The 19,308-nt window shown below is 68.0% G+C and carries 21 protein-coding genes and 1 pseudogene; 20 read left to right on the forward strand and 2 right to left on the reverse strand.

Annotated elements, in window-relative coordinates:
- Window positions 1–143: 143 nt before the first annotated feature.
- Window positions 144–845, reverse strand: coding sequence for a hypothetical protein (locus ACGF7Y_RS35135; protein WP_393241859.1), 702 nt, complete (start codon window positions 843–845; stop codon window positions 144–146).
- Window positions 846–1,254: 409 nt separating this feature from the next.
- On the opposite strand from ACGF7Y_RS35135, the gene ACGF7Y_RS35140 reads away from it, so the two are divergent.
- The 12 genes and pseudogenes from ACGF7Y_RS35140 to ACGF7Y_RS35195 all read left to right on the forward strand — a co-directional run.
- Window positions 1,255–2,511 carry a hypothetical protein gene (locus ACGF7Y_RS35140; RefSeq protein ID WP_393241861.1) on the forward strand — a complete coding sequence of 419 codons (1,257 nt, stop codon included), beginning with the start codon at window positions 1,255–1,257 and terminating at the stop codon, window positions 2,509–2,511.
- Window positions 2,512–2,962: 451 nt separating this feature from the next.
- A complete protein-coding gene (locus ACGF7Y_RS35145; RefSeq protein ID WP_393241864.1) occupies window positions 2,963–3,916 on the forward strand; it encodes a hypothetical protein in 954 nt (317 codons plus the stop codon).
- Window positions 3,904–4,707 carry a class II glutamine amidotransferase gene (locus ACGF7Y_RS35150; protein ID WP_393241867.1) on the forward strand — a complete coding sequence of 268 codons (804 nt, stop codon included), beginning with the start codon at window positions 3,904–3,906 and terminating at the stop codon, window positions 4,705–4,707. Before ACGF7Y_RS35145 ends, ACGF7Y_RS35150 begins: the two co-directional genes overlap by 13 nt.
- Window positions 4,708–4,825: 118 nt before the next feature.
- Entirely contained in the window at window positions 4,826–6,049 is a 1,224-nt protein-coding gene (locus tag ACGF7Y_RS35155; protein WP_393241870.1) for a hypothetical protein, read from the forward strand.
- Window positions 6,037–6,792, forward strand: a complete 756-nt coding sequence (locus tag ACGF7Y_RS35160) for a hypothetical protein (protein WP_393241873.1) — start codon at window positions 6,037–6,039, stop codon at window positions 6,790–6,792. Before ACGF7Y_RS35155 ends, ACGF7Y_RS35160 begins: the two co-directional genes overlap by 13 nt.
- 69 nt (window positions 6,793–6,861) lie before the next feature.
- Entirely contained in the window at window positions 6,862–7,119 is a 258-nt protein-coding gene (locus ACGF7Y_RS35165; RefSeq protein WP_393241876.1) for a hypothetical protein, read from the forward strand.
- Window positions 7,116–7,541 (forward strand): hypothetical protein, encoded by a 426-nt coding sequence (locus ACGF7Y_RS35170; RefSeq protein WP_393241879.1) that lies wholly within the window; start codon window positions 7,116–7,118, stop codon window positions 7,539–7,541. The genes ACGF7Y_RS35165 and ACGF7Y_RS35170 overlap by 4 nt, the downstream gene beginning before the upstream one ends.
- A 35-nt stretch (window positions 7,542–7,576) precedes the next feature.
- Window positions 7,577–8,053 carry a hypothetical protein gene (locus ACGF7Y_RS35175; protein ID WP_393241882.1) on the forward strand — a complete coding sequence of 159 codons (477 nt, stop codon included), beginning with the start codon at window positions 7,577–7,579 and terminating at the stop codon, window positions 8,051–8,053.
- Between the two features lie 187 nt (window positions 8,054–8,240).
- Complete coding sequence (locus ACGF7Y_RS35180) at window positions 8,241–8,555, forward strand: hypothetical protein (RefSeq protein ID WP_393241884.1); 315 nt, start codon at window positions 8,241–8,243, stop codon at window positions 8,553–8,555.
- A complete protein-coding gene (locus tag ACGF7Y_RS35185) occupies window positions 8,552–8,761 on the forward strand; it encodes a hypothetical protein (protein WP_393241887.1) in 210 nt (69 codons plus the stop codon). The genes ACGF7Y_RS35180 and ACGF7Y_RS35185 overlap by 4 nt, the downstream gene beginning before the upstream one ends.
- A 52-nt stretch (window positions 8,762–8,813) precedes the next feature.
- On the forward strand, window positions 8,814–9,494 hold the full coding sequence (locus ACGF7Y_RS35190; RefSeq protein ID WP_393241890.1) for a hypothetical protein: 681 nt from the start codon (window positions 8,814–8,816) through the stop codon (window positions 9,492–9,494).
- Window positions 9,495–9,508: 14 nt separating this feature from the next.
- Window positions 9,509–9,568: pseudogene (locus ACGF7Y_RS35195) on the forward strand (hypothetical protein); the annotation flags it as partial.
- A 59-nt stretch (window positions 9,569–9,627) separates the two neighbouring features.
- Here the strand turns inward: ACGF7Y_RS35195 and ACGF7Y_RS35200 are convergent.
- Entirely contained in the window at window positions 9,628–10,575 is a 948-nt protein-coding gene (locus ACGF7Y_RS35200) for a hypothetical protein (RefSeq protein WP_393241893.1), read from the reverse strand.
- A 413-nt stretch (window positions 10,576–10,988) separates the two neighbouring features.
- Between ACGF7Y_RS35200 and ACGF7Y_RS35205 the strand changes: the two genes are divergently transcribed.
- From ACGF7Y_RS35205 to ACGF7Y_RS35240, 8 genes are all read left to right on the forward strand, one after another.
- The gene (locus ACGF7Y_RS35205; protein ID WP_393241896.1) at window positions 10,989–11,579 is read left to right on the forward strand and encodes a bifunctional DNA primase/polymerase; all 591 of its coding nucleotides are present in this window, start codon (window positions 10,989–10,991) and stop codon (window positions 11,577–11,579) included.
- A 334-nt stretch (window positions 11,580–11,913) separates the two neighbouring features.
- Entirely contained in the window at window positions 11,914–12,891 is a 978-nt protein-coding gene (locus ACGF7Y_RS35210; RefSeq protein WP_393241899.1) for a DUF4192 domain-containing protein, read from the forward strand.
- A gap of 33 nt (window positions 12,892–12,924) precedes the next feature.
- Window positions 12,925–13,830 carry a DNA-processing protein DprA gene (gene dprA / locus ACGF7Y_RS35215; RefSeq protein ID WP_393241902.1) on the forward strand — a complete coding sequence of 302 codons (906 nt, stop codon included), beginning with the start codon at window positions 12,925–12,927 and terminating at the stop codon, window positions 13,828–13,830.
- Between the two features lie 141 nt (window positions 13,831–13,971).
- Complete coding sequence (locus ACGF7Y_RS35220) at window positions 13,972–14,211, forward strand: hypothetical protein (protein ID WP_393241905.1); 240 nt, start codon at window positions 13,972–13,974, stop codon at window positions 14,209–14,211.
- A gap of 117 nt (window positions 14,212–14,328) precedes the next feature.
- Window positions 14,329–16,011, forward strand: a complete 1,683-nt coding sequence (locus tag ACGF7Y_RS35225) for a ParB/RepB/Spo0J family partition protein (RefSeq protein ID WP_393241908.1) — start codon at window positions 14,329–14,331, stop codon at window positions 16,009–16,011.
- 155 nt (window positions 16,012–16,166) lie between these two features.
- A complete protein-coding gene (locus ACGF7Y_RS35230) occupies window positions 16,167–16,703 on the forward strand; it encodes a single-stranded DNA-binding protein (RefSeq protein WP_393241909.1) in 537 nt (178 codons plus the stop codon).
- A 346-nt stretch (window positions 16,704–17,049) separates the two neighbouring features.
- Entirely contained in the window at window positions 17,050–18,576 is a 1,527-nt protein-coding gene (locus tag ACGF7Y_RS35235) for a hypothetical protein (protein ID WP_393241912.1), read from the forward strand.
- A 91-nt stretch (window positions 18,577–18,667) separates the two neighbouring features.
- Entirely contained in the window at window positions 18,668–19,066 is a 399-nt protein-coding gene (locus ACGF7Y_RS35240; RefSeq protein ID WP_393241915.1) for a hypothetical protein, read from the forward strand.
- Window positions 19,067–19,308: the final 242 nt, after the last annotated feature.

The raw sequence follows: 19,308 nt of genomic DNA on the forward strand, positions 1-19,308 counted from the left end.
CGAATCCGTCGACGGCGTATGTCCGAGGTGCCACAGATTGCCACCACGGTCATCCGCTCTACCTGTCGCTCCTGGGACGACTTGCCGTCGCCTTCCCAGGAGAAACACCGCGAGGGAGGCAATCTCGCACGATCGGGTGTTCTTCATCCCGTTCCAAGATCTTTATGCGCCTGTTCGATGAACTCACGGTCGAAGACATCCAGTTCTTCAGACAATCGGTCAATCTCAGCGACGAGCAGCGGACTATCGCGCAGCATTTCTTCGTTGTCTTCGTCTTTCTGAGACCCGAACGGTTTGAGGTGCTGTTCGCTGAATGGAATCAAGTGATCCGCGTTGAACGCCTCGAACTTGTCAACGAGTACATCATCCACGATCCGCGAAGTTTCGACACTACCCACAAGAATTGCCATGGTTCTGGCCTTCAAGGCTGCCACGCCCTTCAGGGCAAACTCGACGAAGGCAGACCGAGCTTCCTCACGACCGGTGGGGTTCCGTGACAATGCACCCCGGACAGGGCCGAGTGCTGCTTGGACCTCGTCCACTGCGGCGAGAAGCTCACTGTACGCCTTTTGCCGGTCCGCTCGCACCACCTGCGCCGCCGCGAGGACCGCATTGCGATCCAAGGTGTTTCTGCTGACATATACAGCCGAACCCGCAGAAACCGCGCCAGACACTATCGCGGCACACAACGCCGCAATCAAGGCGTGCCGCCCATTCCGAGCAGCAACCTTTATGTCTCGTTCTAACTTTGCAGCCGTATCGTCCTCAATCGACGTAGGCGAAGGTCCCTGCGTTGATCCAGAGTCGCCTTCAGGCTCATGTTTCTGTCCCGTGTCCATTGGCAACAGTAGCCTCCTGTCTCCCTGAATATGAGGTGCAGCGATCCCACTCCAGTCTCGTTCAGTCGACGCCGACCGCCAGAGACCCGCACCTTCTTCACTCCACAGGCAGCAAGAACGCCAGACGATCTCTGGCAAGAATGATGTCATCTCATTTGGTGGTACCAGGCAGGGACACACCTATCTCGTCCAGATAGTGCATCACCAATCATCGGGCGCACCTTCAGAGGGATGTCGATGGCTCAAGCGACATCCCGGCCCATCGAGGACTGGGCCGTCTGACGATTCCTGGTGCCCAGATTGCACGGTGTCAGCGGCCCCGGGACCGCGCGAAAGCGGCTTCGCGCATTCATCGGCACCCACCCGCCCCCATCGCCACCAGTCATCACCACCCCTTGCCGAGAGGAGTTTCCGCATGGTCGATGCCGCTGACGGTTTGTTCGCTGTGCCGGATCTTTTCGACGGCGCGGTCGCGGTGTGCTGGTCCTACGGGATGGGAGTGGAAAGCACCTGCGGCGTGGTGCGCACGCTGCTCGAACCGGAGTTCCGGCCGGTGGAACTGCTGGACGACCTGTCCAACCTGATCGTGTTGGTCGCCCAGACCGGTGACGAGTGGACCAGCACCTGCGATCTGGTCGCCGCCCACGTCCTGCCGTTGCTACGACGGCACGCGGTCCGCCTGGTCGAAGTGGCCCGCAAGGGTCCTTCGGCCGCGGACGGCATTGTCGTGTTGCAGGACACTCGCGAACCGGTGCGGCTGCACCCGGATCCGGCGAAGTACGGCTTCTACGCGCTCAGCGACGAGCACCGCGGCAACGGTGTGCTGCCCACCCTCGGCGGCAATCGGACCTGTTCGGCCAAAGCGAAAGGAGTCCCCCTCGACACTTGGCGCGCCACCCATCTGGGGCTCGCGCCGTATGTGCACGCGGTCGGCTACAACGCCGAGGAAACTCGCCGGATCGTCACGGATTCCTCGGTGACGCTGGGTGGGCAGCGTCACCCGATCTACCCGCTGCACGCCGAGGGCTGGTCCCGCGCCCGCTGCCAGGGATACCTGTTCGGGTTGTTCGGGGTGTGGTGGCCGAAATCCTGCTGCCGCCAATGTTGCTTCGTGTCCTTACCCGGGTGGCCTGAGCAGTTGGCGCGGTTCAAGGCCGCGCCGGCGGAGGCGTTCAAGCATGTGGTGGATGAGTATGTCGCCGTCGCGCTCAACCGCAACTCCGGGCTGTTCGGGCCAAATAGGTCGTTGACCGATCGGCTGCGCCGCGGCGGCGCCCGCGACGTCCTCGCCTTGGCGGAGGCGCAGTTGGATCGCTGCCGGTGGGCGGTGTACCGGGTCCGCCGCTGCTACACCGCACCGGCGCGCGCCTGGCGGTCGGTCGACACCGTTGCCTGCGGCAGCCGCGCCGAGACCGGGGACATACTGGGTCGGATCGCCGCCCGCCTGCGGGTCCCGTGCGAGGTCGACGGTGATCACACCCGGGTCTGGCTGACCGCGCACGCGACGACGACCTATCCGCGGTTGGAGGAGTTCTTCGTCGCTGCGCCCGATTCCGTAATGCCGAAACAGCGGACGGGGTTCGAGGCCCGCTGGCACGGCCACGCCGACGACCGGTTGCTCGCCCTCGAGCAGTCCGCCCACGACGCCGTGGCGGACCGCGACGCGGCGTAGCCACACCAGTCATCCCGGTCACACTCCCACCGACTGGTAGGCCGGCGTGTTGTCACTCACGAACGCGTGTGACCGTCGCCCGAGCTAGCCCGCCGCCGCACGCGTATTCGCGGTGCACCACTCACATCACCAACATCCTGTTGCCCCTGAACGCCAGACCGGAGAACGCCTTCCGGGCTGGCGTTCTTTCGTTTCTGGAAGGTGGCGCGTCATGCCCGATACCGTCTCTGTTCCGCCGTGCGCGTTCTGCGGCAGCTGTGATCCCGGTGACCGGTTTCCGGTCGAGGAGCAGTTCGTCTGTCGCCGTTGTGCATCGCGGATATCGCTGTGTGATCGCTGTCGGGAGCCCTCGCTCGCGCTGACCGAGACCGCCGATGAGCATTCTCTCTGCGGCCGGTGTGTTTCCTGGTTTGGGCCGTGCGTGTCCTGCCGCATACCCACTGACCCGCGGGTGCGCACCGACACCGACGAGCCGGTGTGCCTGCGCTGCGCGACCGTGTTGTTCGACCTCTGCTTCGAGTGCGATCGTTACACCGTCGACAGCCGCTACATCGCCGGCGGGCACCGCAGCTGCCCCCGCTGTGTCGAGCGGTTCGACACTTGCCCGCACTGCGGCACCCTCACCCGCCGCGGCCGTAGTTGTGACTGCCGTACCCGCCGCGAGCATGTCTGGCACTACAGCTACAAACCCGACCCCCGCTTCCACGGCGAGGGCCCACTGTTCCTGGGCCTGGAGCTGGAGATCATCGTCCCCGGCTACCGCTATGGCGAATGCGCCTCTCTCGCCGCCGCACATCTGGGGCGGTTGGGTTACCTGAAGCAGGATTCCTCGATCCGCCCGACCGGATTCGAGGTGGTCACCCATCCCATGTCGTATCGGTATGCGATCGAGCGGTTCCCGTGGCCGCTGCTGGCGGCGCTGGAAGACCTCGACTGCGAAACCGACTCCACCGTGGGGCTGCATGTGCACGCCAGCCGCGACGGGTTCGACTCCCCCGCCCACATCTACCGGTGGATGAAACTGTTGTACCGCAACGAATCCGCCGTCTCCACCCTCGCGCGGCGGCGCTCGCATTACGCACCGTTCGACCTGGCGGCGCGGGCCCGGGCGCGCGACACCGCCAAAGGCCCGCAGCACGCCTTGGGCTTGGAGCGGTATCAGGCGATCAACCCCCACCCCCGCAAAACCCTCGAGCTGCGCGTGTTCGCCAGCTCTCTCGATGCCCAGCGAGTACAAGCAGCGCTCGCCTTTACCGCCGCCTCCATCGACTACACCCGCCGCCTGCGCGTCACCGACGTCCGCGCCGGTGGCTGGGAATGGGGCCGCTTCGCCGCCTGGGTCGCTGACCACCCCGATTACCAGCCCCTGCGGGCGGAGATGGAGGACCTGGCATGTGCTTGTTGACGTACATCCCCGGCAACGTCGCCCCGGACCCGGTGGCGTTGGCGATCGGTGCGCAGGCCAACCCGCACGGCCACGGATTCGCGATCGTCGACCAGCGGCGGATCCTCGTCGATCGGGGCATGAATGCCGAGCGGGTGATCGCGGAGTTCACCAAGGCCCGCACCGAGTATCCGGAGGGTCCGGCGTTGTTTCATTCCCGCTACGCCACCCACGGCAGCATCTCGCTGGCCAACTGTCACCCGTTCCGGTTGGGCGGTGACGCTCGAACCGTGCTGGCGCACAACGGGACCCTGCCCAAGCGGGTGCACCCCGGCCCCTACGACCCGCGCTCGGATACCCGGATCGCGGCGGAGGAGTACTTGGCGAAGCAGCCGTTCGGGTCGATCGATACCCACCGCGGCGCGCGGGGACTGGCGTCGTGGCTGGGGTCGAGCAAGCTGGTGATCCTCACCGTCGACCCGGCCTACGACTATCACGCCTACCTGTTCGGTGAGCAGGCCGGGTCTTGGGTGGCCGGGGTTTGGTACTCCAACACCAGCTACCTGCCGCCCGAGCGGCGCTGGCCGGTACGGGGACGCCGGTATCTGTGCGGGTACTGCCAGAAACTCGACCTGCACCGCACCAGCCGCTACTGCGGCGACTGTGGCTGGTGCTTCGACTGCGAAACCGCCTTCCCCGACTGCAGCTGCATCACGTCGCAATCCCGCACCGCCACCACTTCCCGCAACCGCGGGCTGCGCGCGCGGACCGCGGCCCATCGACCCACCCGCTCGCAGGCCACAGCGCCGTGAGGCAACCGCGCGGCACCCTCAGCCGCTGACCCTCCCCATACAGAGCCCCGGCATCTGGCCCGTCTCTCGGGCTGGGTGCGGGGTTCTTTCCATTCCACAGAAAGGGACCCGATTCGTCATGCCCGCATCCGCCCTGGCCGAGCCCGTCTGCGAGGAATGCTCTGCCCGCGTCACCGCCGGGCACCTGATCTCCACGATCGGCGGCGATCGTGTGTGCGCGAACTGCGCGGCCGGGTTGCCGCGCTGCGATGAGTGCGCCGACCACGCCCGCGCTGACACCCTGGCCCGCACGGTCGAAGACACCCTGCTGTGCCGCGAATGCTTGACCGGCTGGCAGCAGTGCGGGGAATGCGACACCTACACCCACGTCGCCCGCAGCGTTGTCGGCGCCAGCACAGAAGTCTGCGCCGAGTGCGCGGCCGGTTACGAGACCTGCCACGACTGCGGCAGCCTCGCCCACCAACTCTATTCCGTCGACAGCGGCAACCGGGTGTGTGAGCGGTGCGCAGACGAGGACTACCACGAATGCTGCGACTGCTTCACCCTCGTCCTGGTCGACACCACCTACTGCGACAGCTGCTTCGACACCTACTCCCCCGCCCATCACGCCGTCCACGACTCCTACTACACCCCCGAACTGCACTTCCACGGCGACGGCCCGCTGTTCCTGGGGATGGAACTCGAGATCAAAACCCCCGACCGCAGCTACCGCGACGCCGTCGACACCGCCGTGGCGCACATCCGGGACCTGGCGTATCTGAAGGAAGACGGTTCGATCTCCTGCGGTTTCGAACTTGTCACGCACCCGATGTCGTATGCATTTGCGCTGCAACGATTTCCGTGGCAGCTGCTGCGTCGGCTGCGGTTGCTGGGCTGCTACACCGATGAGGGCGTCGGCATCCACGTCCACGTCTCCCGCGCCGGTTTCTCCTCCCCCGCGCACGCCTACCGATGGCTGAAGTTCGTGTACCGCAACGAACGCTCCGTCACGACGCTGGCGCGGCGGGCCTCATCGTGGGCGGAGTTCTCCCCACAACAGCGCTCGAGCGCTCAGGACTACGCCAAGGGCAGCCAGGACGGCTACGGCCGCTACCAGGCCATCAACGTCTGCCCGGAAGACACTTTCGAGCTGCGCGTCTTCGCCAGTTCCCTCCATCCTCAACAAGTTCAAGCTGCCCTCGCCTTCGCGGCGGCGTCGGTCGAGTACACCCGCGAGTTGTCGGCGGCGGATATCGCGCGCCGGCGCGGTTGGGAATGGACCGCCTTCACCACCTGGGTGCGCTCGCGCCCGGAGTACTCCCCGCTGCTGGCTGAAATGGAGGCCCTCGCGTGTGCATCTTGACATTCGTCAAACCCGGCATCAATCCCGACCTCGACGCCCTGTCCAATGGGGCGTTGGCCAACCCGCACGGCCACGGCTACGCCGTGCTCACCGACACCGGCATCATCGTCGGCCGCGGCATGAACGCCGACGCGGTGATCAGCGAGTTCGCCACCGTGCGAGAGCGTCATCCAGAGCGTGCGGCGTTGTTCCATTCCCGGCTGGCCACCCACGGCTACCGCGGCGTGGAGAACTGTCATCCCTTCCTGGTCGGTGGTGACGAGCGGACCGTGCTCGCGCACAACGGGATCCTGCCCAGCAACGTCCACCCCCACATCGGCGACGAGCGAAGCGACACCCGCATCGCCGCCGAAGACTTCCTGCCGACCCAGCCATTCGGGTCACTGGATTCCTGGGCGGGCCGCACGCACCTGGAGCGGTGGCTGGGCAGCGACAAAATGGTGCTGCTGACCGTCGACCCTGGCTACAAGCATTCCGCCTACATCTTCAACGAACACTACGGGCACTGGGACGCCGGGATCTGGTACTCCAACCACACCTACCAGACCCACTCTTGGGGCTACACCGCCGCGGACTGGGAGTACTGCCTGGGTTGCGGTGAACTCGACTACGAACAGCCCGGCCCGCACTGCACCGCCTGCGGATTCTGCGCCGAGTGCCTGCGCCCGTTCCCGCGCTGCGAATGCGAGGCGCTCGATGGCCTCGAACGCTACGCCGACCTGATCGAACTCGAGAACGCCTGACACCACCGGTGTCTGTTCCTCCATGCCGTCTCCCGGCATCACTTCCACCTCACCAGAGGGGATCCTTCCGTGACCTACTACCCGAATCTGGCCACCATCCTCATCCGGCTGGGCGATGTCGACGGCCACGCCGTCGTCGTCAGCACCGACGGCAACCATGTGCGGCTGCTACTGCGTGACCGCGACGACCCCGACCACGCTTGGCGTTGCGCCGATCTGGACCCCCACGCCGCCGACACCCTCGCTGCCGTGCTGGCCAGCTACGCCCGGCCTCGCCTGCACCGCCGTGGCGGGTGGTGGCGCCGTCTGCGAGGCGGCCGCCGATGAGCGAACACCACAGCTCGACCCCGCCAGCGGCTGACAGTTCCGAGTGCGAGTTCCTGCGCCAAGTCCTTGCTCGGATCGACCGCTGGTTCGACGACGACGCCAACCTCGACGACCTCGATCACGCCCGCGCCCTGCTGCGCGAGCGCCTGGCCAGCACCATCGCCGCCGATACGCCCGAGGAGAACGTCGAGGGTGGTGATCCGGTGGTCGCGCTCATCGCGACCGAGCTGCACCGGCTCCGCCGCGCGCAGGCGGCGGCCACCGTGATCACCCGCGGCGGCTACACCCACGACCGTGTCCACGTCCAGGCGGTGCATCGCCACTACACCGTGCTGTCCCGCGCCGGCCAGCAGGCCGGGGTGCTGCTGCCGCTGGCGTTCATCGAATCCGTCACCCCGCCCGGCGGCGCGATCCCAGCCTGACCACCGTAATCCCCTCGAAGGAAGGAGATCTGCCGATGCCATCGGTGACCCTGTGGTTCCCACTGTCGAAGGTGATCGACCTCGCCGAGCACGCGATGGCGGCTCCTGGCCATACCCGCTCGCCGTTTGACGATCCCGGACCGGCGGTGCCGTCGCTGATCTGGGTCAAGGACCAGGGCATCCATCTGATGAGCAATGGAATTCCGCGCCAGCCCGGCGAACCCGGCAGCCCCGAGGGCATGGCTCGCGTCGTCTACGCCCTCGGCCACGGACCCAAAACCCATTGGGATCACGGTGCACCGCTCGGTGACGACTTCGCCGAATACCTCGATCTCACCGAGGACTTCGACGGTCACACCCTCATCGACCTGGTCCGCACCTACGCCGCCCGCAACGGTTGGTTCGCCATCACCGTCTCACCGAGCAGCTTCGAAATGATGTTCAGCCCAACCGCGCCCACCCTCACTCCGAGTTCCGGCGCTAACCACCGCCCTTCCCGGCGTGTGAGGTGATTGCGGTGGGAATCGATTCCGTCCGCTACATCGCCCGCCTGCAGACCGACCCCCACTATCGATCGGTCCTGCCCGACGTCGCCCCAACCGCGCGGGTGCTTGTCGCGGGGTATCACGCCGCGTTCGCGACCCCGCCCCAGTCCGGCACCTCGATCGCTGTGTTCCCCGGCGTCGACCCTTTTCCCCCATGGCGAGGGTCACGGCGGTGATGGCGTTGGTGCGCATCGAATACGCCACGCAAGTCGACACCCTCGACAAGGACGGTGGCAGCCGTAGCGGCTGGCAGCGGCAGCTGTTCGATCGGTTGCCGACCGGCCACGGGTGGCGACTGCTGCCCGCCGAGCTCCACAACGGCCGGTGGGTGATCGCGCGCGGCAACCTTGCTGCCGGTGGCTTGCAGGCGCTGCTGCCGCGGTCGGTGAGCACCCAGGTGCCCGCCGCACCCCTCGTTGTCGCGGTGCACGATGTCGTCCCGCACACCGGCCGCCGCTGGCCGTGGTGATCACCCACGCCGCCGACATCGTGGCCTGGATGGAAGCCAACCTGCCCGACCTCGACCCCGACCGGTTCGAACCCTGGGTCGCCGAACCACCGGTCCCGGGAGCGCGCCGCGCGGCAATCGAAATCCGCATCCACGCCCCCGGCGTCGCCGAGCGGGTGCTCCGGATCGAGGTCTCGGCCACACCGATCCAGCCCACCGACTCCTGACACCTGTCCTGCGCCTGTTCATGGGCGCACCACTGCTTGGAGGTGATCTACGTTGACTGAACCCGCACCATCGCCGCGGCCGCCGGTCCCTGTGCGGTTGGCGCACGCGCCGCTGTCGCAGGGGTTGGTGGTTCCGCACATCACCCTCGCCCACCGCGACCGCACCCGCCCGGTCTGGGGCAAACTCGACCAGCAACGACTGCGAGAAACTCTGTGGCGCAGACTTTGTCAAATCTGCGGGCAGCCGCTGGACGACCGCGTCGTGCTCTACATCCGGCCCGCCGACCACCTACGCGGCGTCGCCCCCGAACCCGGCGTGCACCCCGAATGCGGCCACTACTCCCGCCAGGCGTGCCCGATGCTGGCGGGGCGGCAGACCCGCTACAACCCGCACCCGCCCGAGACGTTCGCCCGTTGCGAGGACCCGGCCTGTGCCTGCCATCGGTGGCAGGCCAACGAGCGTGATGCCCGGGAGGCGCCGCGCGAAGGCCAGCCCGCCGACGCCTGGTACGAGGTGTGGATCCGACTGTCGGACTACGCCGTCATCGACGACGCCGGCACCGACACGACACCACCCGTCGTCGGCGTCAACCTGCGCGGGGTCAAGCTGCTGAAGATTCGGAAGGTCCGCGACGCCGCACCCGCCGCCGACCTGACCTCCCGTCCGATCGACCTGCTGCGCGCTCATCTCGCGTTCGCGGCCATGTTCGGCTACGGGGGGTTGCGGCTGTGACGACCTCGCAGAAGATGCTCGCCCGCATCGGCGCGCTGCTACGCAAAGCCGGGGGCACCGACAACCAGTACGGGGTCGAGGCGTTCCTGGCGATGGCGCAACGGCTGGCCACCCAGCATTCGATCGATCTGAATCAACGCAGACCTCCGCTGGCCGGGCTGCTGGGAATGGGTCGAGTTTCTTTCGCAGTGCGCCGTGGAGCGAGGTCGATACGGACGTTGTCGGTGGTGGTGATGACAAACACGCGGTCGCCACGCTTCTTGTCCCAGTCCGCAGGAACGAGGAAGTAGCGGTCGTTGGCGCGGGCGAGCATCAGTAGTCCGCTGTACTGGTAGCGATACTTCGTGTCGGGCATGGTGATCGCATCGATTCTCGATTTTCCGCCCGCAATGGCGAGGCGATCGACACTGAACACGACCACTGCGGGTCGTGACCGTAACCCATGACTTTCCTCGCGTTGTGCGGCGCGGACGCCCTGCACGCTGGCGTAGTACCCGACGGCCCAGAACACGGCGAGGAATATCAGACCTATCAGCGTGATCCGTAACGGCAGAGACCCGTCGGCCGGGCCACGGTGGCTACGTCGGCGGCGTAGCCAACCGTGGTATGTGGCGCGCAGATGCAGGGCGTACCAGATCAATGCGACGCCGACGAGCAGCGTAAGAGGCAGGCCCAGACTCGTCCACGTCGGCAACTGCTCACGCAGGGTGACGCCTACCGCGGCCGCCACGCATAGCAACACCCCGACTACGGTGACTGTCTCCACCCATACCCGCAGCGCCCACCGCGGCCGTCTAGTACGCAACACCACCACGATCGGCAGCGGGCGCAGGGCGAACGCCGCCGCGGCGATCAACAAGACCAGCACCACCGGAAAGAAGGCGCCGTCGAGGCTTCTGATCAGGTAGTCGGACACACCGAAGTCCAGTAGCCGGGCATCGACACCGAAGTGTCCATACCAGGCGCGGGTGTACACCAAACCGACGTAGTAGAGGATCGCCACGGTGAGAGTGGCCTCCGATGTCCCCACCGCCACCGCCACCGCGCGCCGCGACGACGACGCCGTTTCATCGTTCCGCATGATGATCATCGGACGTCGTCGGGACAGAGACGCCAGGAAGCGGCGGCGGGGGAGGCGGCGGAGTTGAGGCCGGAGCCGGAGAAGTAGTAATCCGGGCCCCGGAGTTAGGCTCAATGGGGCCTATCTCCACTGTCGTCGGCAAGGTTTCGGTCAAGCTTACGGTCGTCGGGGCTACCGACGTTTGGGTAAGGATTGTTGAGGCCACTGGATTTTGGGTCGCCTGAGGCTGCGTAACCGTCGGCTGATCACTCTGTGATTGTAAGGGCCCGGTGGTCGAGGTTGTCGGTGTCGCTGACGCCGTTGCGGGAGCCGTGAGCGTCACGCTGGGCGTAGGCTCAGGTCTGGCGCAAGCGAACAGGCAGAAACAAACCGCAACAAGCAGTGGCACCGCACGCATGAGCCCCCCTCGGGACATGGAGAATGAAGCGATTGTTCCACAGACCACTTGTGGCAGTGCGGTTTCCAGCCTCTGCGTTCATGTAGCTACACAGGCCCTGTACTACCGCGCGCCACGCACACCAGCGCTGCGCACCACGATCGCCCGTCTCGGGTGGCGCATCGACAGCCGCGGCCACGGCGGCTATGTCGTCGCCGCAGGATCCCAGCTGCCCGAATGCCCGTACCGCCGCCTCGACGACCGGGCACCGATCCTCTTGCCGCAGTGGCTGACCGGTCTGCTGAGCCCGCCAGCACCGCTCCCGGTTCCCCGCAGCGCTCCGGTGGTCGGTCATCCCGACGCCTACGTGCAGGCGGCGTTGGTCACTCAAAGCGCCCGTGTCCGCGCCGCCTACCCGGGGGTGCGGCATCGCACCCTGCTGTTGGCGGCCAACTCGCTGGGTCGGATCGTCGGTGCAGGGCTGCTCGACTACGCACACGCACACGCCGTGCTCGGTGACGCCGCGCGTATCCATGTCGGCGTCGAGGGTTTCACCGCGACGCAGGCCGACCGCACCATCATCGACGGGTTGACCTACGCCGCCACCCGCACCAGCCGCTGCCACTAACTCGAGGACGCGGAGCTAAAGGCCGGGTCTCACCCGGGGCGGCGGGATCAGGCTGCCTGCAGGGGTCGGGGTTCGCCGGGGGACATCACTTTCGCGTTCCGTTGGTCGAAGCCCGATGCTGCCGGCGCTGGACTGTTGCCCGCTGCTTCATCTGGCGCCGAGGCGCAACGGTGGATGCGCCCCTCCCCTCTCTAGGACGCATCCACCCTCCCCGCCCACGCCCTTGTCATCCCGCCGCCGTCATGCGATGTCGCGCCGCTCGGTGTGCGTGCCTTCCTGCGTCTTCCGCCGTGGTGACGCGTCCCCCTTTTCCCTGGCTTCGAGGAGGTTTGCCGTGTCGTTTGTTGCTGATCCCGGCCGGTTCATTGCCGAGGCTTTGGCCTGGTTGCCGAACCCACCGCACCGGTCGCTGGTGGTGATGAGCTTGCGGGAGCTGGCGTGCTGGCCGGATGCGTATATCGCGGTCGAACGCATCCGCCGCGAAGATCTCTATCTGACCCGGGAGCACCTGGCCACCGTCCCGATCCTGGCCCGCACCCGCGGTTGGTGCGCAAAGCATCGTCCGGACGCGGTCGCGGTCGTCGTGATCGATGATCCGAGTGCGGACACACCGTTTCCCCGCGACGAACACCGCGAGCTGGTGGCCATGTTGCGCGACCAGCTGGCCGAACTGCGGGTCGGAATGCTCGGTGCGTGGTCGGTGACCGGCCCTGCCGCGGGTCATCCGTGGGTGAGCTTGTTCGGCAGCGAGCACGGGCTGCTGCCCTACGCCGCGCCCCGCGGTGACAGTGTCGAGGATCTTCCGCCGGACCTGGTTGCGGATACCGAGCTGGCCGCCGAGGTCGCGACGTTGGTGACGGTGCGTGGCAGTGATCGTGAGCTGTCGCAGGAACGGCTGCGGCTGGTCCTGATGCAGGTGGAGGCGGTCCGCGACGAGGGGGTGCTGTCGGCTGCGGAGGTGGCCGAGCTCGCCGATGCGCTGGCCGACGAGATGGTCCGCGACAGCCTTTATGCCTTCGCCGTCGGTGTCAACGGCGCACGCGGGCAGCGGTTGTGGGCGTTGCTGGTGCGGGGGCTGCCGTCCCCGCACCGCGCACCAGCCGCGATGTTGTGCGCGGTCACCGCCTACGTCCACGGCGACCGCGACCGGGCACTGGCCGCGGTCCGGATCGCGTTGGCCGACGACCCCGACAACGAGACCGTGCAGGCCATGGTCACCGGAATCGACCGCGCCGTACCGGTCGAGGCATTCCGCGCCGTTCTGACCGCCGGGCGCGCGAGCGCCGTGAAGCTCGGCATCGACATCGACTGAACCCGCACCCCGAATCGACCCCGTGGAGGTTGTATGAATCCCGCCGCACCGCAAGCCTCCTCGCGCCGGCTGGCGTGGGCGATCCTGGCTCGAGCTGCCCTGACCGGCGCGCCGGTGGTGCGTGAGCTGATGCGCACGCTCGAGGTCGAGGAGGCCGCCGCCCGGCTGGCCACTGGCGATGTCGTGGCGGCTGTCCCGCGTGACCTGCGCGGTCAGGCTGCCCAGGATCTCGACCGCGCCGACGAGTTCGGCGTTCGGCTGGTCACTCGCGATGACGCCGAGTGGCCGAGGGCTGTGGCCGACCTCGACGGGCCCGGCGTGGCGGCGGGGAGCCCGGTGGCGTTGTGGGTGCGTAGCACACCACGGCACAGTCCGCTGTCGCAGTTCACCGTCGCGGTCGTCGGCTCTCGTGCGGCCTCCGACTACGGGGTGCACGTCACCCATGACCTCGCCGGTGATCTGGCCGAGCGCGGCTGGACGGTGATCAGCGGCGGCGCGTTCGGTATCGACGCCGCCGCCCATCGTGCGGCGCTCAACCGTGGCGGTCGCACGATCGCGGTGGTCGCGACCGGGCTGGGTCGCGCCTACCCGGCCGCGCATCGTGAGCTGTTCGACCGGATCGCCGAGTCCGGGTTGCTCATCTCGGAGTACCCGCCCGATACTCCCGCGGCCAAACACCAGTTCCTGCAACGCAACCGGCTGGTGACCGCGCTGGCGCGGGCGCTGGTCATCCCGGAATCCGCAATCCGTGGCGGCACCCGCAATACCGCCAGCTGGGCGCGCCAGCTCAACCGCCCGGTATTCGCGATCCCTGGCCCGATCTACTCCACGGCATCGACCGGCTGCCACGACCTCATCCGTGACGGTCACGCCCGCCTGGTCACCGATGCACACCAGGTCATCGATGACCTTCACGCCGAGCCCGCCACTCTCGGCTGACCAAGGGGCATCGGCGGGCTGTCACCACGTAGCCGCCGCCCGCAGGCATCGCTGACCTGGCGGCAGCACGTTGTGTCCGTATTCGACCCACCCCGCTCCGGCGGCGTTCAGTGCGCCCCACCGATCCCAGGAGGTTTCTTCATGTCCGCGTCCACCCCTGCCGTGCAGTCCCTCACTCGCGGCGAGTTCGAGCGTCTCGAGCATCTCGGCTACGCGGGAGCCGCGCCCGCCATCACTGATTCGGCGGTGCTGGATCGCTGGCGCGGTGACTACCCGGCCTGGCGTGGCCGCTACTGGGCGTTCCTGGACGACGGCGAGCGCGGTGTGCTGCGGCTGTGCCCGGTCAACGTCGCTCGCCAGAGCGCCCAGCGAGCCGCCTGACCTCTCATCCGAGCGGGCGCTCGCCCGTGTCCTGTTGCCCCCGTTTCCGTCTTCCGGCGCGGCGGCCTCACCTGTAGCCGGTGGGGGTCGCCGCGCCGCTTGTCGTGAGGAGCCGTGTTGACTACTTCCCCCCTGACCGCCGCCGCCGACCCCGGTCCTGACACCGACCCGGTGGCCGTCGAGGAAACCGTGCCTGCCGAGCAGCCCGCCCCCGTGGTCGAGGATCCCACCGTCATCGAAGACATGCCGGTGCCGGATCTGCCCGAGGCCAAGGCGGAGTACCTGGACCCGGCAGAGTTGGTGATCGCCGAAAATGTCCGCAAGAGTTTCGATCTCGCCGCGCACCCGGAGGAAGCGGCCTCGTTCCGGGAGTTCGGTGTCGGTAACCCGATCCGCGCCGAACGCGAGCCCGACGGCTCTGTTCATGTCGTCGACGGGCAGATCCGCACGCTGATCGCCCGCGAGGTCGGGTTGGCGCGGGTGCCGGTGTGGGTCACCGACGCCCCCACCGACGTCGACGCGAAGGAACGCCGGATCGCGCGGACGTTGACCCAGATCAACCTCAACGACCGCCGAATCCCGCTCACCGACACCGACCGCGCCACCGGCATCGCGTTGATGCTCGACCTCGGAGCGTCCGCGACCCGGATCGCGAAAGGGTTACAGCGCACGCGGTCGGAGATTCAGAAGAGCGCCGCGGTCGGTGCCTCCGACACCGCCAAGCAGCTGCTGGAACAGCGCCAGTACGGCCTCGATCAGCTCGCGGTGATCGCCCACTACGAGAACCTCGGCGACACCGACGCGGTCGACCGCCTGGCGGCGGCGGGCCGGTGGAGCTTCGCCTCCACGGCGAAGCGGATCGAGCACGACCGTGCCGAAACCCGCGCCCGCCTTCACGAATCGCTTCTCTATGGCGCGTATGGGTTCGGGGTCCTCGCCGCCGAACCTGACACCAGCGAGCCGGAGCCGGACGTGGCCTACATTCCGGCCAGCGAGCTGGTCACCGCCGCGGGTGAGCCGGTGAGTGAGGAGCTGATCTACGCCGACCCGGCCCGGTGGGTGGTGTATCTCGAGGTTCAGGAGAACGGGCTGCTGGTGGACAGGGACACCGGCGCGATCGTCGACGCGGGCACTGTCGACTGGAGCACCCGTGGCGACCTGTCCGCCGAACCCGCCGACGGGCGGGTGCATGCCGAGCGGGTGCAGTGGCGCGACCGCTGGATCCCGTCCTACTTCCTGCCCGCCAGCGCGCTGGCCGACAGCGGCCTGCAGCAGATCGTCCCCGACACTGGTGACGGCTCCGAGGAAGCCGCCGCGAAGGCGGCAGCTGAGCGGGAGCTGGCGCGCCAGGACCGGCGGCGGGTGATCGAGCTGAACAAGCGCGGGGATGCGGCCAACGCGCGGCGGCAGGAGTTCCTGCCGCGTCTGCTGGCCGGGCGCACCCCGCCGAGGCAGGCGGCGGCGTTCGTCGCCGAATCCATGGCCCACGCCCTGGATCCGGCCGATCTGCGGAAGGTGACCACGCTGCTCGGTATCGGGGGTTCTACTCAGCAGCTGGTTGCCGCGATCCATGCCGCGACACCGTCGCGGGCGTGGATGATCGTGCTCGCCATGCAGGTCGCCGCCGCGGAGGCACCGATCGGCAAGAGCTTCTGGCGCGACAGCTCCGCGGGGACGAAGCGGTATCTGCATTTCCTCGCCGAGGCCGCAGCCGGAACCGAACTCGACTTCGCGCTGGTCGATGTCGAACAGGCCGCCGCCGGAGACATCGACTATCACGACATCGACCTCGCCTCCTGACATCACCACATTCGATTCGCCCGCAGAGGTGAGGCGATCCGCCCGCAGAGGTGAGGCGATCCGGCTGTCGGTGCTGCCACCGAGGTCACTACCTCGGTGGCAGCACGATCCCCGATTCATCCCCACCCGTCCACACCTTGTGAAGGAGCATGCTCATGGCCGGAGACACCCCGCTGACTGTGATCGGGAACCTGACTGCCGATCCGGAGTTGAGGTTCACCCCCGCTGGTCACGCGGTCGTGAATTTCACTGTCGCGTCCACCCCACGGTATTTCGATCGCAACGCCAACGAGTGGAAAGACGCCGAGGCGTTGTTCATGCCGTGCAGCATCTGGCGCGAAGCCGCGGAGAACGTCGCGGAGTCGTTGACCCGGGGTGCTCGGGTGATCGTGTCCGGGCGGTTGCGGCAGCGCAGCTGGCAGACCGCCGAGGGTGACAAGCGCAGCCGGGTCGAACTCGAGGTCGAGGAGATCGGGCCGTCGCTGCGATACGCCACCGCGAAAGTCAACCGCGTCACCCGTCCCGGCAGCGGCAGCACGGGCGGCTTCGGCGCGGACCGGTCACGCTCCCGCGAGCTGGTCGGTGCCGCCGCCTCCACCGGCAGTGGTGGTGACGCGTGGTCGGCGGACTCGTGGGCGGTCACGGGCGCGGGGTCGTTCGGCGGGGCATCGGGCGACGAGCCGACGTTCTGACTGAAGCCTGAAGGGAAGGTCCGGGGGCCGGGGTGTTCGTCTGGCCGGTCGCCCCGCCTTCCTGAGGGCTACCAGGGTGGCGCCCGCCGCGGCTGCGGGCCCGCGCCCGGATCGTGAACGAATTCCCCCCTCGCGCGGCGTCCGCCGGGCCGCCCGCGGCTCGCGTGGTTGTGCGCAGGGGAATTCGTTCCCGCCCGCAGCCGGCGCGTTCCCTCCGCCGCGTCGCTCACCACCCTGGCCGATCGCCCTCAGGCGGGTCGCCCGACCAGCCGCCCACCCCTCGTGTCGCAGAAGGCGCGCGTCGCGGGGTGGGTCCTTTCCCTTTCGCGAGACAGGACATTTCGTCATGACCGAACGCAGTGCCTTCCTCGACGCCATCACCCACATCGAATACCTGTTCACCACCGACCCACGCGCAGCCCGCCGCGCTTTCCCGGCCGTGCTCGACCTGGCGACACCCGAGGACCGCGCGTTCCTCACCGGCCTGGCCGACACCTTCACCCGCTACGACTTCGCCACCGCGCAGCGTCGCCTCGACGCACTGTGGAAATACCACCCCGAGCACCGCGACCGCATCAGCGTCTGCGCCCCGGACACCGACCCCGGCCTGCACCACCGCGGTTTGCCCGAGTTGTTCGAGATCTCCCTCGCCGCCGCGGAACTGCCGCCCATGCCGGTGCGCGAGCGCTACCGGCCCCCGGTCACCCACGCCACGCCGACCCGGCGGGTCGACGCCGTACGCCTCGACCCCGCCCGCATCGCCGCACGAGCGGCGGCTCGCACTGTCCTCGTCGGCGACCACCGCGGCCCCGTCCTCACCCGCGACCACCTGCACGACGCACTCAGCACCGACTACGCCCACACCCTGCTGTTCACCGACATGGGTGTGATCGACCCCGACGACCCGCTTACTACCGCTGCGGTGGAGCCCGTCGATCCCGACACGCGGGTCCGCTACCCCGACCAGCCGCGCGACGCCGAGGAAGCCGCGCTCCTGTGGGATCGTGTCTACCTCGCCTACGTCGCCGGACAGTACGACGACGAGCTCCGCGCCGCCTGGGACGAACAGCGGTTCCGCGCAGCCGAACGCACCGACCGCGACCACGAGTCCTCCCTCGCACAGCTCGCCCGCGACTACCTCGACGCCGCCGACCACCCCGAAGTCGAGCCCCGTAGCCGCGCCCCGCGCGGGCCGCGTCGGCGGCGCACCCGCATCAGCGAGGAGGAACGCTTCGCCTTCGCCGCCGCCCGCACCACCTTGCGGGTACGCGACGATGCCCGGCCCGAAATCCCTGAGCAGGGCAACGGGTTGGACTACGACCACGCCGCGATGGTCACGGTCACCGGGTGGCGGTGCGTGTCCTGCTTCATCGAACGTGCCACGACCGACCAGCGCCCGACCCACGCCCGCGACGGCCGCCTCGTGTCCGACGACGGGCTGTGCGACCTCTGCCGCGCGGACAACCGGCCCGGCATCCCGCCGCTGCCCGAAAAGTTCACCCTCGAACAGTTCGTGTTATCGCGGTGTGAGTTCCTCGCCGCCGCCTACCCGCGCGCCGCGCACGGAATCCTCACCGAGGTGTGGCATCGCGCCGCACCACACCCGATCTGCCGGATCATCACCCGCTTCCTCCACCAGCACCCCGAGCTGGCTCCCGCCTCCGCATCCACGCGTACTCCGTTGCGGCGGACCGCCGCAGGACCGGCGCGCCGCGCCTCGCGGGCGCGGCGGCCGCAGTTGGGTGCCGACCAGCGCCACGGCCGCTGCGACGGCTGCACCCAGCTGACCGTCATCCACACCAACGGCTACTGCACCACCTGCCGCATCCAACTCGGCATCACCCCACACCGCACCAGCGCCCGCGCGGCCTGACCCGACATCTCCCTTCCCCCTGATCACCGGTCCGCCGTGGCTGCCACGCGCCCACGGCGGACCGGCCCACCAGACAGGAGTCAACAACCCCATGTACCGCCGATTGGCGCGCCGCCTGCGCATCCACTTCCGCGACGTCACCTGGCAGCTCGACCTGCCGACGTGGCTCCGCCCAGCCGCCACGATCACGGTGTTCCTCAACGCCGACCGCCCCTCCACGCCCTACCGCTACCACAGCGGGGCACCGCTCGTAGCCGCTTACGAGTACACAGTCCCCGCCGCCAAAGTTTGGTCCGACCAGCTCATGCTCGACCGCGCCTTCGCCACGTTTAACGGATACCCCAAGTATCCCGACGACGACGCGCACGCCGACGCCTGGGCCGCCGCGGGGCATCGATCGCTCTCGGTGGGCGACGTCGTCGCGATCGACGACCGCCACTACGCATGTGAGTCGTTCGGATGGAGGCTCGTCACCGCCCCGCGCGCCTGAGTCCGCGCGACCGACGCCCGAGGGCCGGGATCCCCATGGTCCCGGCCTTCACCACCTTCCCACCCTCACAGGACCACCCTGCCGCCCACACACATCCCCTCGCCCATCCACGCCCATCCCACTTATCCACATCCATACACACGCCATCCTGCTCACTTCTACTACGCCCTCCACAGCTCACCTTCTCTCTCTTCTCAAGCACACCTCTTGCATCCAGGATAACGATTCGATAACAACCAGGG

Origin of the sequence: Nocardia sp. NPDC047654 (assembly GCF_043205035.1) — a bacterium.
In the GTDB taxonomy this organism is placed as follows: Bacteria; Actinomycetota; Actinomycetes; order Mycobacteriales; family Mycobacteriaceae; genus Nocardia.

Excerpts from the sequence above, each read along its gene's own strand:
- ACGF7Y_RS35140 (WP_393241861.1), top strand. The coding sequence starts at position 1,255 with ATGGTCGATGCCGCTGACGGTTTGTTCGCTGTGCCGGATCTTTTCGAC.
- ACGF7Y_RS35150 (WP_393241867.1), top strand. The coding sequence starts at position 3,904 with ATGTGCTTGTTGACGTACATCCCCGGCAACGTCGCCCCGGACCCGGTG.
- ACGF7Y_RS35155 (WP_393241870.1), top strand. The coding sequence starts at position 4,826 with ATGCCCGCATCCGCCCTGGCCGAGCCCGTCTGCGAGGAATGCTCTGCC.
- ACGF7Y_RS35170 (WP_393241879.1), top strand. The coding sequence starts at position 7,116 with ATGAGCGAACACCACAGCTCGACCCCGCCAGCGGCTGACAGTTCCGAG.
- ACGF7Y_RS35175 (WP_393241882.1), top strand. The coding sequence starts at position 7,577 with ATGCCATCGGTGACCCTGTGGTTCCCACTGTCGAAGGTGATCGACCTC.
- ACGF7Y_RS35180 (WP_393241884.1), top strand. The coding sequence starts at position 8,241 with ATGGCGAGGGTCACGGCGGTGATGGCGTTGGTGCGCATCGAATACGCC.
- ACGF7Y_RS35200 (WP_393241893.1), bottom strand. The coding sequence starts at position 10,575 with ATGCGGAACGATGAAACGGCGTCGTCGTCGCGGCGCGCGGTGGCGGTG.
- ACGF7Y_RS35205 (WP_393241896.1), top strand. The coding sequence starts at position 10,989 with ATGGAGAATGAAGCGATTGTTCCACAGACCACTTGTGGCAGTGCGGTT.
- dprA (WP_393241902.1), top strand. The coding sequence starts at position 12,925 with ATGAATCCCGCCGCACCGCAAGCCTCCTCGCGCCGGCTGGCGTGGGCG.
- ACGF7Y_RS35220 (WP_393241905.1), top strand. The coding sequence starts at position 13,972 with ATGTCCGCGTCCACCCCTGCCGTGCAGTCCCTCACTCGCGGCGAGTTC.
- ACGF7Y_RS35230 (WP_393241909.1), top strand. The coding sequence starts at position 16,167 with ATGGCCGGAGACACCCCGCTGACTGTGATCGGGAACCTGACTGCCGAT.
- ACGF7Y_RS35235 (WP_393241912.1), top strand. The coding sequence starts at position 17,050 with ATGACCGAACGCAGTGCCTTCCTCGACGCCATCACCCACATCGAATAC.
- ACGF7Y_RS35240 (WP_393241915.1), top strand. The coding sequence starts at position 18,668 with ATGTACCGCCGATTGGCGCGCCGCCTGCGCATCCACTTCCGCGACGTC.